This window comes from Comamonas sp. Y33R10-2, assembly GCF_019355935.1.
Taxonomy (GTDB): domain Bacteria; phylum Pseudomonadota; class Gammaproteobacteria; order Burkholderiales; family Burkholderiaceae_C; genus Comamonas.
This window is the reverse complement of sequence record NZ_CP079925.1, coordinates 222,711-236,838: the sequence shown is the minus strand read 5'-3', so window position 1 is coordinate 236,838 and position 14,128 is coordinate 222,711. Positions and strand designations below refer to the sequence as shown.

The 14,128-nt window shown below is 53.8% G+C and carries 10 protein-coding genes; 2 read left to right on the top strand and 8 right to left on the bottom strand.

Annotated elements, in window-relative coordinates; translation table 11 throughout:
• Window positions 1-25: 25 nt before the first annotated feature.
• The 3 genes from KUF54_RS00945 to KUF54_RS00935 all read right to left on the bottom strand — a co-directional run bounded on the left by KUF54_RS00945 (window position 26) and on the right by KUF54_RS00935 (window position 6,567).
• A complete protein-coding gene (locus KUF54_RS00945; RefSeq protein WP_219344419.1) occupies window positions 26-4,774 on the bottom strand; it encodes a glutamate synthase-related protein in 4,749 nt (1,582 codons plus the stop codon).
• 177 nt (window positions 4,775-4,951) lie between these two features.
• Window positions 4,952-5,665 carry a transposase gene (locus tag KUF54_RS00940; RefSeq protein ID WP_219344417.1) on the bottom strand — a complete coding sequence of 238 codons (714 nt, stop codon included), beginning with the start codon at window positions 5,663-5,665 and terminating at the stop codon, window positions 4,952-4,954.
• Between the two features lie 53 nt (window positions 5,666-5,718).
• On the bottom strand, window positions 5,719-6,567 hold the full coding sequence (locus tag KUF54_RS00935; RefSeq protein WP_219344414.1) for a MurR/RpiR family transcriptional regulator: 849 nt from the start codon (window positions 6,565-6,567) through the stop codon (window positions 5,719-5,721).
• Between the two features lie 245 nt (window positions 6,568-6,812).
• Between KUF54_RS00935 and tal the strand changes: the two genes are divergently transcribed.
• Both tal and pgi read left to right on the top strand, forming a co-directional pair.
• The gene (gene tal / locus KUF54_RS00930) at window positions 6,813-7,769 is read left to right on the top strand and encodes a transaldolase (protein ID WP_219344412.1); all 957 of its coding nucleotides are present in this window, start codon (window positions 6,813-6,815) and stop codon (window positions 7,767-7,769) included.
• 16 nt (window positions 7,770-7,785) lie between these two features.
• Window positions 7,786-9,393, top strand: a complete 1,608-nt coding sequence (pgi, locus tag KUF54_RS00925) for a glucose-6-phosphate isomerase (RefSeq protein WP_219344410.1) — start codon at window positions 7,786-7,788, stop codon at window positions 9,391-9,393.
• Between the two features lie 29 nt (window positions 9,394-9,422).
• Here pgi and KUF54_RS00920 read toward each other — a convergent pair whose 3' ends face one another.
• The 5 genes from KUF54_RS00920 to KUF54_RS00900 all read right to left on the bottom strand — a co-directional run bounded on the left by KUF54_RS00920 (window position 9,423) and on the right by KUF54_RS00900 (window position 14,023).
• Window positions 9,423-10,331, bottom strand: a complete 909-nt coding sequence (locus tag KUF54_RS00920; RefSeq protein WP_219344408.1) for an SAM-dependent methyltransferase — start codon at window positions 10,329-10,331, stop codon at window positions 9,423-9,425.
• Window positions 10,331-10,948, bottom strand: coding sequence for a DUF1415 domain-containing protein (locus KUF54_RS00915; protein ID WP_219344406.1), 618 nt, complete (start codon window positions 10,946-10,948; stop codon window positions 10,331-10,333). Before KUF54_RS00915 ends, KUF54_RS00920 begins: the two co-directional genes overlap by 1 nt.
• A 148-nt stretch (window positions 10,949-11,096) precedes the next feature.
• Window positions 11,097-12,272: a deoxyguanosinetriphosphate triphosphohydrolase gene (locus KUF54_RS00910; RefSeq protein ID WP_219344404.1), complete on the bottom strand. Its 1,176-nt coding sequence runs from the start codon at window positions 12,270-12,272 to the stop codon at window positions 11,097-11,099.
• A 52-nt stretch (window positions 12,273-12,324) separates the two neighbouring features.
• Window positions 12,325-13,416 carry a 3-dehydroquinate synthase gene (gene aroB, locus KUF54_RS00905; RefSeq protein ID WP_219344402.1) on the bottom strand — a complete coding sequence of 364 codons (1,092 nt, stop codon included), beginning with the start codon at window positions 13,414-13,416 and terminating at the stop codon, window positions 12,325-12,327.
• Window positions 13,417-13,486: 70 nt separating this feature from the next.
• Window positions 13,487-14,023 (bottom strand): shikimate kinase, encoded by a 537-nt coding sequence (locus KUF54_RS00900; protein ID WP_219344400.1) that lies wholly within the window; start codon window positions 14,021-14,023, stop codon window positions 13,487-13,489.
• Between the last annotated feature and the right edge of the window lie 105 nt (window positions 14,024-14,128).

The window sequence follows — 14,128 nt, the reverse complement described above, 5'->3', positions numbered from 1 at the left end:
TCGGCCACCACCGCTTCAGGCCTTATTACTTGGCGGCTACTGCTTCTTTTTTAGTAGCTGTTAGCGCTTTCGCATCTTGCGATTTCGCTTGTTCAGCCTTCTGTTTGCGTTCAAAGATCTCGCCCAGAGCACGCTGGTACTCGGTCGGGAACACCTTGACGAACTTGGCACGTGCAACGGCCCAGTTGTCCAGCAGCTCACGGGCACGCTTGGAGCCCGTCCAACGGCTATGCGCTTCAAGCAAGTTGCGCAGTTGCTGGTCATCGCTTTGACCACGGTGCCAGATGGCAGGATCAATGCGCGAGACGAACTCGTCATGCGGCAGCACCTTCTCCAGCTTCACTGAAGCCGTGTTGCAACGCTGGTCAAACTTACCGTCTTCGTCGTAGACATAAGCCACACCGCCGCTCATACCGGCAGCGAAGTTGCGGCCAGTCTTACCCAGCACCACCACGGTACCGCCAGTCATGTATTCGCAGCCGTGATCACCCACGCCTTCGACCACAGCTGTAGCACCTGACAGACGCACCGCAAAACGCTCGCCAGCGACGCCACTGAAGAAGGCTTCACCGCTGGTCGCGCCAAACATCACGGTATTGCCCACGATGGTGTTGGTCACTGTGTTGCCACGGAATTCATGGCTGGGGTGCACCACCACACGACCGCCGGACAAGCCCTTGCCGGTGTAGTCATTGGCTTCACCAGACAGGTTCAGCGTAATGCCGTTGCACAAGAAGGCGCCAAACGATTGACCGCCTGTACCTTCAAAGTGGATACGGATGCTGTCGTCTGGCAAGCCTTCTGGGTGCAGCTTAGTGACTGCGCCAGAGAGCATGGCACCCACGGAGCGGTTGACGTTGCGCGCCACTTCCATGATGCGTACTTTTTCGCCGTTTTCGATGGCAGGCTTGCAGCGCTCGATGAGCTTGACGTCAAGCGCTTTGTCCAGCAAATGGTCTTGCGACTCCACATGAAAGCGCGGCACATCTGCAGGCACTTCAGGCTGATAGAACAGGCGGCTGAAATCCAGACCCTGAGCCTTCCAGTGCTCGATACCCTTGCGAGTGTCCAGCAGGTCAGAGCGGCCAATCAGGTCGTCAAATTTGGCAATACCCAGCTGGGCCATGATCTGGCGCACTTCTTCAGCGATGAAGAAGAAGTAGTTCACCACATGCTCAGGCTTGCCAGTGAACTTGGCGCGCAGCACGGGGTCTTGCGTGGCCACGCCCACAGGGCAGGTGTTCAGGTGGCACTTGCGCATCATGATGCAGCCTTCGACCACCAGAGGCGCGGTAGCAAAACCAAACTCGTCAGCACCCAGCAAAGCGCCAATGATCACATCGCGGCCGGTCTTCATCTGGCCATCAGCCTGCACGCGCACACGGCCACGCAGACGGTTGAGCACCAGAGTTTGCTGAGTTTCAGCCAGACCGATCTCCCAAGGGCCGCCCGCATGCTTGATGGAGGACCAAGGCGATGCGCCAGTGCCGCCGTCATGGCCGGCGATCACCAAGTGATCGCTCTTGCACTTGGTCACGCCTGCAGCAATCGTGCCCACACCCACTTCAGACACCAGCTTGGTGCTGATGCTGGCGTGCGGAGCCACGTTCTTCAGATCGTGAATCAGCTGAGCCAAATCTTCGATCGAGTAGATGTCGTGGTGAGGAGGAGGCGAAATCAGGCCCACACCCGGCACAGAGTGACGCAGTGCGCCGATGTACTCGGACACCTTGCCGCCGGGCAACTGACCACCTTCACCGGGCTTAGCGCCCTGAGCCATCTTGATCTGAATTTGATCGGAAGAAGACAGATATTCAGCAGTCACGCCAAAACGACCCGAAGCGACTTGCTTGATCCTGGATCGCAGGCTGTCACCGGCTTGCAACTCGATATCAGACTCAACCTTGTCCTTACCGATGATGGAGCCCAAAGTCTCGCCCTTGGTGATGGCGATGCCCTTCAACTCGTTGCGATAACGCTTGGGATCTTCACCACCTTCGCCAGTGTTGCTCTTGCCGCCAATGCGGTTCATAGCCACAGCCAGCGTTGCATGAGCTTCCGTGGAGATGGAGCCCAGCGACATAGCACCAGTTGCAAAGCGCTTGACGATTTCCTTGACAGACTCCACTTGGTCCACAGGAATGGCCTTGGCGGGATCGAACTTGAACTCGAACAGACCACGCAGCGTCATGTGGCGCTTGCTCTGATCGTTGATCAGCTGGGCGTATTCCTTGTAGGTGTTGAAGTTGTTGGAGCGGGTGGAGTGCTGCAGCTTGGCAATCACTTCAGGCGTCCACATATGCTCTTCACCACGGGCGCGCCAAGCGTACTCACCGCCTGCGTCCAGCGCGTCAGCCAACACCGGGTCGTCGCTGAAAGCGGCTTGGTGGTTGCGAATGGTTTCTTCAGCAATCTCAAAGATGCCGATACCTTCCACACGGCTAGCCGTGCCGGTGAAGTACTTGTCAACAGTCGCAGTATTGAGGCCCACAGCTTCAAAAAGCTGGGCACCGCAGTACGACATATAGGTAGACACGCCCATCTTGGACATGATCTTGGACAGACCCTTGCCGATGGCCTTCACATAATGATAGATGGCCTTGTCAGCAGTGATGGGCGCATCTTCACGACTGAAGATATCGACCAGCGTTTCCAGCGCCAGATAGGGGTGAACGGCTTCTGCGCCGTAACCGGCCAACACCGCAAAGTGGTGCACTTCACGGGCAGTACCGGTTTCCACCACCAGACCAGCTGTAGTGCGCAGGCCTTCTTTCACCAGATGCTGGTGGATGGCAGACAGCGCCAGCAGCGCAGGGATGGCCACTTGCGTAGCGCTCACATTGCGGTCGCTGATGATCAGAATATTAGCGCCGCCCTTGATTTCATCCACAGCATGGGCGCACAGCGATGCCAGCTTGGCTTCCACGCCTTCCTTGCCCCAGCTCAGAGGGTAAGTGATGTCGATGGTCGAGCTTTTGAACTTGCCGTTGGTGTGCTTTTCAATGTCACGCAGACGTGCCATGCCTTCGAAGTCGAGGACAGGCTGCTGCAGCTCCAGGCGCATCGGCGGGTTGACTTGGTTGATGTCCAGCAGGTTGGGCTTGGGTCCCACAAAGGACACCAGACTCATCACGATCGCTTCGCGGATCGGATCGATGGGCGGGTTCGTCACTTGGGCGAACATCTGGCGGAAGTAGTTGTACAGCGGCTTGTTCTTGTCCGACAGCACGGCCAGCGGGCTGTCGTTACCCATAGAGCCAATGCCTTCTTCGCCCTTTTCAGCCATGGGAGTCAGCAAGAACTTGATATCTTCTTGCGTGAAACCAAAGGCTTGCTGACGATCCAGCAGCGACAGATCGGACTTAGCTACAGGAGCCTTGAAATCCGCAGGAATTTCGACTTGGTCAAGCTTGATGCGCAGGTTTTCAATCCACTGCTTGTAGGGCTTGGTGTTGACGACGTTGGCTTTGAGCTCATCGTCTTCAATCATGCGGCCTTGCTCCAGATCGATCAGCAGCATCTTGCCGGGCTGCAGACGCCACTTGCGCACGATTTTGCTGTCGGGAACGGGCAATACGCCGGCTTCAGAAGCCAGAATCACCAGATCATCTTCAGTCACCACATAACGCGAAGGACGCAGGCCATTGCGGTCCAGCGTAGCGCCGATTTGGCGACCATCGGTGAACACGATGGATGCAGGGCCATCCCATGGCTCCATCATGGCTGCGTGGTACTCATAGAAGGCGCGGCGACGCTCGTCCATGGCTTCGTGCTGCTCCCAAGGCTCGGGAATCATCATCATCACAGCCTGGCTGATGGGGTAGCCAGCCATGGTCAGCAACTCAAGGCAGTTATCGAAAGTAGCAGTGTCAGACTGGCCGGCAAAGCTGATCGGGTACAGCTTTTGCAGGTCTTCACCCAGCACAGGAGAAGCCATCACACCTTCGCGCGCCAGCATCCAGTTGTAGTTGCCGCGCACGGTGTTGATTTCACCGTTGTGCGCCACATAGCGATAAGGGTGAGCCAGTGGCCACTCAGGGAAGGTATTGGTAGAGAAACGCTGGTGCACCAGACCGATGGCGGAGACGCAACGCTCATCCGACAAGTCCTTGTAGTACACGCCCACTTGGTCGGCCAGCAACAGGCCCTTGTAAACCACGGTGCGGCTGCTCATGGAAGGAACGTAGTATTCCTTGCTGTGCTTGAGGCCCAGACCTTGAATCGCACCGCTGGCAGTCTTGCGAATCACGTACAGCTTGCGCTCCAGCGCGTCTTGCACGATCACGTCTGCGCCGCGGCCAATGAAGACTTGGCGCAGGATAGGTTCTTTTTCCTGCACGGTGGGCGACATAGGCATGTCGCGGTTCACCGGTACATCGCGCCAGCCCAGCAGCACTTGGCCTTCGGCCTTGATGGCGCGTTCCATCTCTTGCTCGCAAGCTAGGCGGGATGCATGTTCTTTAGGCAAAAAGATCATGCCCACGCCGTATTCACCAGCCGGTGGCAGTGTCACACCTTGCTTGGCCATCTCTTCACGGTAGAGCTGGTCAGGAATCTGAATCAAGATACCTGCGCCATCACCCATCAACGGGTCTGCACCCACAGCACCGCGGTGGTCGATGTTTTCCAAAATTTTGAGCGCGCCCAAGACGATGTCATGACGTTTCTGGCCCTTGATGTGGGCAACAAAACCCAGACCACAAGCATCATGCTCGTTGCTCTTGGAGTACAGACCGTGGTCCTGGAGACGCTTAATCTCTGCAGCCGTCGTCATGGGGAATCCTCTTATATCAATCGCGGGGATTGCAAGATTACGACAGAGCATGAAGTTATGCAATAAAATTTAATTAGGGTCAGATACTAATTAAATCAACGTACTTGTATCTTTATTTAAATTAGGGACATATCAAAAATAAACAAGCCAATTCAATAAAAACAAAGAGATAGAAATTTACTCTTGAGCCTTACGCACCAAGACTGTGCGTGCCGCCGGCCTTCCAGCCTTCTGCCGCATCACCCGGCGCTCGGTTTTGTGTTGCAAATTTTCAATAAATTCAGGCTCACCCAGGGCCCAACCGAGCAAAGCAGCGTGGCTAATTTGCTCTTGAGCGTCTTGATCCAGACCTGCTTCCACCGCTTTGACATAGGCGACATCACGCGCAAACGGTGTATTGCCCAAAGCCCAAAAAAGAGCATGCGGGCTGATGAGGCCATCATGCTGAATGCCAGCGTTATGCGCATAACTAGACCATGGCCAGTCCAGCGCCCGCGGCACCAGCCCTGCGCGCACGGGGTTCAAGTCCATAGACACCATGGTGGCCAGCAACCACCGCTCAGCCTGCAGCAAAGTGCTCCGATAGCGCCCCTCCCATAAGGTGCCGGTGCGCCCATGTCGGTTGTTGAAGTAGCGCACATAGCTGCGGCCCAGCGCCTGCATAAATTGAGGGACACCCTGGTCAGTCTTGGGCGTAAGTAACAGATGAAAGTGATTGGGCATGAGCACATAGGCATGCACATCTACATCAAAACGCCTCGCCATCTCGCGCATCAGGTCCAGCATGGCAAGGCGATCCTGTGCATCCACAAAAATCTCGCTGCTGTTATTGCCGCGCTGAATGATGTGGTGCGGCGTATGTGCCAGCGTTAAACGAGGGAGACGAGCCATGGTGATGGGTCAGCTTGATGAGTAAAGGGAAGATGCTCTCTATTTAAGAGCAATCACTCTGTATAACGCTTAGCCCTGAGATTATTTTTCATCTGCTCCAGCGCAGGCTGCAGTGCCGGGCCAATACGCAAGGCTACGCAAGTAGCTAGAACATCGATGATGAGTAAGTGCAGCAATCGCGACACCATGGGGCTGTAACGGTCATAGCCCTCCGGGTGATCTGCCGCCAAATGAATCTGGCAGGCCGATGCCAAGGGCGAACCACTGGCCGTAATGGCAATCGTGGTGGCGCCGTTTTTACGCGCAATATCCGCAGCATCCATCAAATCACGCGTGCGACCGGAGTTAGAAATAATCACCACGCAATCACCGGGACCCAGCAAGGTAGCGCTCATCACCTGCATATGTCCATCACTGGTTGCAAGACTCGTCACGCCCAAGCGGAAAAACTTGTGCTGAGCATCCAATGCCACGATGCCGGAATTACCTGCCCCATAAAACTCAATGCGTTTGCCGGTTTGCCAAGTCGCCGCAATCGCAAGTGCCGCATGCTCTATAGCCACGGTGCTTGAGGCATTGCGGTATTGTAAAAAGGCCGCAACAGCGTTATCCACCACTTTGACCATCACATCACTGGTCTTGTCATCGCTATCAACGCTGCGATGGATAAAAGGTACACCCTCGCTGACACTTCCTGCCAGCTTGAGCTTGAAGTCAGCCAGTCCGTCATACCCCATGCTGCGGCAAAACCGCACCACCGTGGGCTTGCTGACATGAGAGCGCAAAGCCAACTCACGCACAGGCAAGTGAGCAAAGGCTCGTGGATCAGCCAATACCAAGCGCCCAACACGCTGCTCTGCTGGTGCCAGGGACGAAAGGGAGGCGGTAATCCGATCAAGCATATTGACGGCAGGTATGGTTAAAACCATTAATAAATACTAGAACGAGAAAGCATAAGACCGAAGGGCCTTACAACTCAGAAATTAGTGGAGAAACTTGGATATTTCAGCAAATAAATGCAGCGACTCGCCGTCTCCATAGAGATACGTTCAATCACTCTATGCTCCATGAGCGCTCAGCCTAATTCTCAGCACCCGATTCACGCTCTACACTTGCTAATTCATTTACAAAATATCAAAGGATGGTCATGAATCAGTTGGAGGCGCTCAAGCAATTCACAACCGTGGTCGCGGACACCGGTGATTTTCATCAATTGGCTCAGTTTCAGCCACGTGATGCCACCACCAATCCATCCCTGATTCTGAAAGCCGTCCAAAAACCCGAATACGCGCCGCTGATGCGCGCCACGGTTGCCCAGTTCAAGGATCGGTCTTTAGATGAAATCATGGACCGTATTTTGGTGCGCTTTGGCTGCGAGATTCTGAACACCGTCCCCGGCCGCGTATCCACCGAAGTTGATGCTCGCTTGTCATTTGATACAACGGCAACTGTCACCCGCGGCGAGCGACTGATCGAGCTTTATCAGGCAGCCGGCGTCCATACCGAGCGCGTGCTCATCAAAATTGCCGCCACTTGGGAAGGCATTGAAGCCGCGCGAATTCTCGAGCAGCGCGGCATTCATACAAACCTAACGCTGCTTTTCTCGTTTTGCCAAGCGGTTGCCTGCGGGCAAGCCAAGGTTCAACTGATTTCACCCTTTGTGGGCCGCATTTACGACTGGTATAAAAAACAAGCAGGCGCCCAGTGGAATGAAGCTGCCATGGCTGGCGCCAATGATCCCGGCGTGAGCTCAGTGCGCCAAATCTACAATTACTACAAGCACTTCGGCATTGCGACCGAAGTAATGGGTGCAAGCTTTCGTAATACCGGGCAAATTTTGGCATTAGCCGGCTGTGACCTGCTTACCATTGCACCTGAACTATTGGCGCAACTGTCAGCGCAGGACGGCTCGCAACTAACTCGCGCCATGGATGCCGACTCGGCGAAAACTCAAGAACTGAAACGTGTGATTTTTGACGAAGCTTCATTCCGATTCGCACTGAATGAAGACTCCATGGCCACCGAAAAGCTGGCAGAAGGCATTCGCGCATTTACCGCGGACACCTTGAAACTGGAAACACTGATGCAGCAAGCTGCTGCATGATTTACTGGAATTTCTTTTGACTCCACTCTGTCATGAACTACCTGCCTGGCAGGCTTTGCAAACGCATTACACATCGCAAATCCAGCATCTGGATTTGCGCAAAGCATTTGCACAGGACTCACAACGTCTTGCATCGCTGAGCCTGCAAGCACCTCATGTATTCGCAGACTTATCCAAAAGTTTTCTGAACACCGACACACAAGCGCTGCTGCTGCAACTTGCCCAAGAAAGCCAGCTTGTGGCAAAGCGCAATGCCATGTTGGCAGGCGAGGCCATCAACTCAACAGAGCAGCGCAGCGTCATGCACTGGCTTCTACGAACGCCTGCTGACCGGGGTGAAATCCAGCATGCTCCAACGGTTCAAGCTTGGCCTGCTGAAATGCACGCTGCTTTGCATGAAGTTCATAGCACTTTGGAGCAAATGCTTGCCTTGGCAGAGCAAATCAGAGACGATAAGCAGATTACCGACATCGTCAATATCGGCATCGGCGGCTCTCACCTCGGCCCCGAGGTCGTTGTCAATGCGCTTGAAGATTGGATAGACACGGGTAAGAACTTCCACTTTGTCTCTAACGTCGACGGCCATGAGCTTGGGCATGTGCTGCGCCGGGTCAAGCCAGAAAGCACACTGTTTCTCATCGCATCAAAATCATTCACGACTGCTGAGACTATGCTCAATGCACGCTCAGCCCGTCAATGGTTTCTGGATCATGGCGGCAGTGAAGATCCAGAAGCGTCTTGCTCGATTAACAAGCATTTTGTCGCGCTAACTACCAATACGCATGCTGCTGCTGAGTTCGGCATTCAACGCACACTAGGTTTTTGGGACTGGGTGGGTGGCCGTTTCTCACTCTGGTCTGCCATTGGCCTGCCGATTGCCATTGCCATTGGCTCAGTGCAATTTCGCGCTCTGCTTGACGGTGCGCATGCGATGGACGCTCACTTTTTCACTGCTCCATTGGAAGTGAATCTCCCCGTGCGCCTAGGCCTGCTAGATGTCTGGTATCGCGACTTCTGCCAGTTCTCTAGCCGCTGCATCGCCCCTTATAGCCACGGCTTACGCCGCTTGACTGCCTATCTCCAGCAGTTAGAGATGGAGAGCAATGGCAAGAGCGTGACCAATGATGGTGTAGAACTCTCAACGCCCACCGCCCCTGTCATCTGGGGCGAGCCTGGAACTAACGGTCAGCACGCCTTCTTTCAAATGCTGCATCAGGGTAAAGATGTCATCCCTGTGGAGTTCATTGCACTGCGCGATGGTGGGAAATATCTGGGTAAACACCATCAAAGCCTTGTCATCAACGCTATCGCACAAGCACAAGCTTTGATGGTTGGACGCTCTGGGGATGGCGTTGAGAAAGACTGCAGAGGTAATCGTCCCAGCAGCTTCTTATTACTCGAAAGACTGGACCCCGCTTCTCTTGGCGCATTAATTGCTTTGTATGAGCACCGAATCTTCGTCTCCGGCGCCATTTGGGATATCAACAGCTTCGATCAATGGGGTGTGGAGTTGGGCAAACAGCTAGCTAGGCAACTCCAAACTCGCCAAAGCAGCAATGACTGGGATGGAGTCGACTCATCCACACAAGCATTGATGAAGCGACTGATGCAAACCTCACCATAAAAGGGCTGGCCGACCAACGGCCTGCCCTTTTATGCAGCCATTTCTTCTTGAGGCAAATACGGATAACGAACCGCAGCTAAGTTGATCAAACCAAACTCAGCTAACAACTGGCGCAGGCGCTGACCAGAGTTACGCTTTTTCTGCCCCGTGTAACGCGCCACAATGAGCTCATTTTTCATGCTGTGCTCCCAGCCCACCAACTCGGTCACCGTAACTTGGTAGCCACAAGCTTCAAGGTACAGACAACGCAGCACATTGGTGATCTGGCTCCCCATTTCACGGGTATGAATGGGATGACGCCACAACTCAGCTAGCGGTGTACGCGTCAGGCTTATGGCTTTGGTCTGGCGAAGGCAGGCTGCAATCTCTGCCTGACAGCAGGGCACGAGAACCATGGCCTTAGCCTTTTTCTCCAGACCAAAAGCAATGGCGTCATCGGTAGCCGTATCACAGGCATGCAAGGCTGTGACCACATCAAACTGCGCAGGCATAAAGCCCACATGGGTGGACTCTGCCACCGACATATTCAAAAACTCCATGCGATCAAACGCCAGATCGGCAGCCAGTTTCTGAGATGCCTCTACCAGCGGCGCACGCGTCTCAATGCCGTAGATTTTGCCTTGACCCAGGGCCTTGAAATACAGGTCGTAAAGGATAAAACCGAGATAGGACTTGCCTGCCCCATGGTCAGCCAGAGTCACCGCATGACCATCCTTGGACAACTCATTAAGCAATGGCTCGATGAACTGATAGAGGTGATAGACCTGCTTGAGCTTGCGGCGCGAATCTTGATTGAGCTTGCCCTCACGCGTCAAAATATGCAGCGCTTTGAGCAGATCAATACTCTGACCAGGCTTGAGCCCCAGCTGCTCAAAAATATCTTGTCCCTTTGCCACCGCAGGCTTTTGCACGCCCTGCTTTTTATCCGTTTTCGCCATTATTTCTCTGCCTTTGCTGCGCCATGTTCTGTCGCAGGGCAACGCGCACCCACATCCAGATCCAGCCAGCCTTCAATACCAATTTTTTCCAGCGTCTCCATATTGCGCTCATAAATCGACTCGGCCTCAGGGAAAACTTCCACCGCCTTGTCGATACTGTCTTCACGCAATAAGTGCAAAATAGGATATGGCGCACGATTGGTGCAATTGGTCACGTCATCTACGTCCGTGCCCTCAAACTGAAACTGAGGGTGGAAAGATGCCACTTGCAACATACCACCCAAGTCTAGTTCTTCGACCATCACGTCTGCAACTTCAAGAAAGTCGTTGAAGTCCAAGAAGTCTTGCAAAGCAAGAGGCAAGATCAGCAAGGTCGTATCGCGCTTTTCTTCATTGGCTTCAGCCAACGCTTCAAGCTCGCGGTGCAAGTCTTGTGCCACCGCCTCGGCATCTGTCGCCTCGCTGACCACATAATGAATCTGGCCCTTAACATGCACACCCTTGGCAAAGGGGCAAAGGTTGAGCCCAATCACGGCATTTTCCAGCCAACGCACAGTATCTTCAATGACGAGATTCGGCGGAAAGCCCTGCTCGAGAGTGGTTGAGGTTTCGGTCATGGCAAGGCCCTCCAAAATGCAAACGGGGGCAATCGCCCCCAAAGATTGCGCACTGGGCGGGAAAAATTCCGGCTCTAGATACACAGATACTGTATTTTAGCGAGCCCTCTACAACGCTGCATGAGGTGCTGACCAAACCCGGCTGCACTCAGCGACTCAGCACATTCAAGCCCGTAATACGCTCATGCTCGCCAGCAGCGTAGCGGTCCGTCATACCCGCAATAAAGTCTGACACCACACGCGCACGATCATTCAAAGTATTGGCTGCCTGCGCTCGCTGCACAAATCTAGGCTTCATTCGTTCAGGCTCCACCATATAAGCGGCAAACAGATCTCTCACAACTTGCTGCGCACTATCCATGGTCTGTATGACTTGAGGGTGACGGTACAGCTGTTTAAACAAAAATTGTTTCAGCGCCAGAGACTCAATCTTCATGGCATCGCTAAAGCCAATCAACACCTTCCCATGAAGACGTACCTCCTCTACGGAGTGCACCTTGGAGGACTTTAGGCGCTCTCTAGAATGATTGATGACGTCATAGACTTGGTCACTTAGCATTCGACGAATGCTTTCGTAAAGCAGTTTTCGATGTGAGTTAGCAAGTGCAAGCTGCGGCCAATCAGACAGCGTGGCTTCGTAATAACGAGCAAACAAGGGAACTGCATCACGCAACTGAATCATGCTAATGACGCCTGAGCGAACGCCATCATCCACATCGTGCGCGTTATAGGCAATCGCATCGGCGAGGTTACAAAGCTGCGCCTCCAGCGACGGCTGCGAGCCATCTATAAATCGCTGCGCCACACCACCAGGCTCTCGTGCGTTCAAAAATTGAGCATTGCTTGACGAGCAATGTTTGAGAATGCCTTCGCGGGTCTCAAAAGTCAGATTGAGGCCGTCGAAGGAGGGATAACGCTCTTCCAACCTATCCACCACTCGTAGGCTTTGCAAATTGTGCTCAAAACCTCCATAGGGCCTCATGCATTCATTGAGCGCATCCTGGCCTGCATGACCAAACGGCGTATGCCCCAGATCATGGGCCAGGCAAATCGCCTCGACCAGATCTTCATCGAGCTGTAGCGAACAAGCGATGGAACGCCCCAACTGCGCAACCTCCAGCGAATGCGTGAGCCTTGTACGAAACAAGTCACCCTCGTGATTCACAAAGACTTGTGTCTTGTAAACCAGTCGCCTGAAGGCTGAAGAGTGAACGATTCGATCGCGATCGCGCTGAAAATCGCTACGCGTGGGAGCAACCGGCTCCGCAAAAAGACGTCCCTTGCTGTGTAAGGGATTGCAGGCGTAAGAAGCCAGAGTGTTCATGCAGGCTACCTCCACAACTGAATACAGTCACTCTAGCAGTTCATCCAAAATTTCAGCCACAGCAGCTGTCGATCACCTCACGCACCAATGCATCAGGGGCTGAGCACATGACAGCCTTGCCTGCTCCATCAATCAGAACAAAGCGAATTTCACCCGCCTCCGATTTTTTATCCACGCGCATCAGCTCAAGGTATCGACCAGCGTTGTCATTCGCATCAATCACTGCACCCAATACCGGTAATCCAGCGCGCTCGATCAGGATGCGCAGTCGGGTAACAAATGCCTCATCCACCATTCCGAGTCGTTTGGACAGCTCTGCTGCCATCACCATGCCTGCGGCTACGCCTTCACCATGCAGCCAGTTGCCATAGCCCATGCCCGCTTCTATCGCATGCCCGAAGGTGTGACCAAAGTTGAGAATGGCGCGCAAGCCCGCCTCTTTTTCATCTTGCCCCACCACCCATGCTTTGATTTCCACACTGCGCTTGACTGCATGAGCTAGCAGCTTGCGATCGCGGCGCAGCAAGCCATCCATGTTCAGTTCAAGCCAGTCAAAGAACTGCATGTCAGCAATCGGGCCGTACTTAATGATTTCACCCAAGCCTGCGCTTAGCTCACGCTGTGGCAAGGTGTCTAACGTAGCCAGATCACACACCACCAACTGTGGCTGATAGAAGGCTCCAATCATATTCTTGCCCAGCGGATGATTAATGGCAGTCTTCCCTCCAACCGAAGAGTCCACTTGCGATAGCAGCGTGGTCGGCACCTGCACAAATGGCACGCCGCGCATATAGCTGGCTGCCGCAAACCCCGTCATATCCCCAACCACACCGCCACCCAGCGCAAACAATACCGTCTTGCGGTCACAGCCATTTGCGAGCAGCGCATCAAAAATCAGGTTCAAGGTTTGCCAGTCTTTATGCGCCTCACCATCAGGCAGCACCACTGTGTGGACTTGCGCATATTTCCGACTCAACGCATGCTTCAGCATCGCCAAATAAAGTGGCTCCACCACATCATTCGTCACCACCAAAGCGGCCGTGGCTTTGGGCAAATCCTGCCAAGTGGCAAATTGAGTCAACACATTCTCAGCAATCACTATCGGATAGCTGCGCTCATCCAAATCAATATGCACCGTTTCCACGTCGGAACCCTTCAAAATAGATAGCAAATAGCGTCTTCAGCACTTTGGCTCAAAGGCTTTTGAGCCTGAATCAAGAATGTTGACCCAACTCCACCTGCATTGCCACCCGCTGTGCGACCTGAGTTGAAGACAAGCCGCCTCCAGCAACCATAAAGTCAGCGACCTCCTTATAGAAAGGATCTCTGACGGCATGCAAGTCTAGCAACCGTTGTAGCGGATTATCGACTTGCAGCAAGGGACGCTGGGTATCGCGCTGCAGTCGCTTAGCAATCTCATGAGGGGATGCGCTCAGGTAAACAACCTGAGCATGCGCTATCAGTTGCTGCCGATTCTCCGGCTTGAGCACCGCTCCACCACCCGTTGATATCACCATCTTTTTCGGTCTTGAAAGCAGTTGAGCCAAAACTTGCTGCTCAATTTCTCGAAATTTCGGCTCACCTTCCCTCGCGAAAAACTCACGGATCGTGCATCTGATGTGCTCTTCAATGGCTGCATCCACATCCACAAAAGGTAGCGCCCAGCGCTTAGCCAAATAACGCCCAATGGTAGATTTTCCACATCCAGGCAGCCCGACAAGAGCAATGTGAGAGTTTTTCAAAATAGTCATCGATCACAGCCATCCGCAATTTATTTTCTCGTATATCGGATATTTTCGCAGTCCACAGACATTCGGAAATCAAAAAGGCCCGCATTTTGTTCATGCGGGCCTTTG

What these genes read in the sequence shown, in the direction of transcription:
- KUF54_RS00915 (WP_219344406.1), bottom strand. Translation starts at nt 10,948, where the DNA reads ATGACCGAAACCTCAACCACTCTCGAGCAGGGCTTTCCGCCGAATCTC.
- KUF54_RS00945 (WP_219344419.1), bottom strand. Translation starts at nt 4,774, where the DNA reads ATGACGACGGCTGCAGAGATTAAGCGTCTCCAGGACCACGGTCTGTAC.
- KUF54_RS00910 (WP_219344404.1), bottom strand. Translation starts at nt 12,272, where the DNA reads ATGAACACTCTGGCTTCTTACGCCTGCAATCCCTTACACAGCAAGGGA.
- tal (WP_219344412.1), top strand. Translation starts at nt 6,813, where the DNA reads ATGAATCAGTTGGAGGCGCTCAAGCAATTCACAACCGTGGTCGCGGAC.
- KUF54_RS00935 (WP_219344414.1), bottom strand. Translation starts at nt 6,567, where the DNA reads ATGCTTGATCGGATTACCGCCTCCCTTTCGTCCCTGGCACCAGCAGAG.
- KUF54_RS00940 (WP_219344417.1), bottom strand. Translation starts at nt 5,665, where the DNA reads ATGGCTCGTCTCCCTCGTTTAACGCTGGCACATACGCCGCACCACATC.
- KUF54_RS00900 (WP_219344400.1), bottom strand. Translation starts at nt 14,023, where the DNA reads ATGACTATTTTGAAAAACTCTCACATTGCTCTTGTCGGGCTGCCTGGA.
- KUF54_RS00920 (WP_219344408.1), bottom strand. Translation starts at nt 10,331, where the DNA reads ATGGCGAAAACGGATAAAAAGCAGGGCGTGCAAAAGCCTGCGGTGGCA.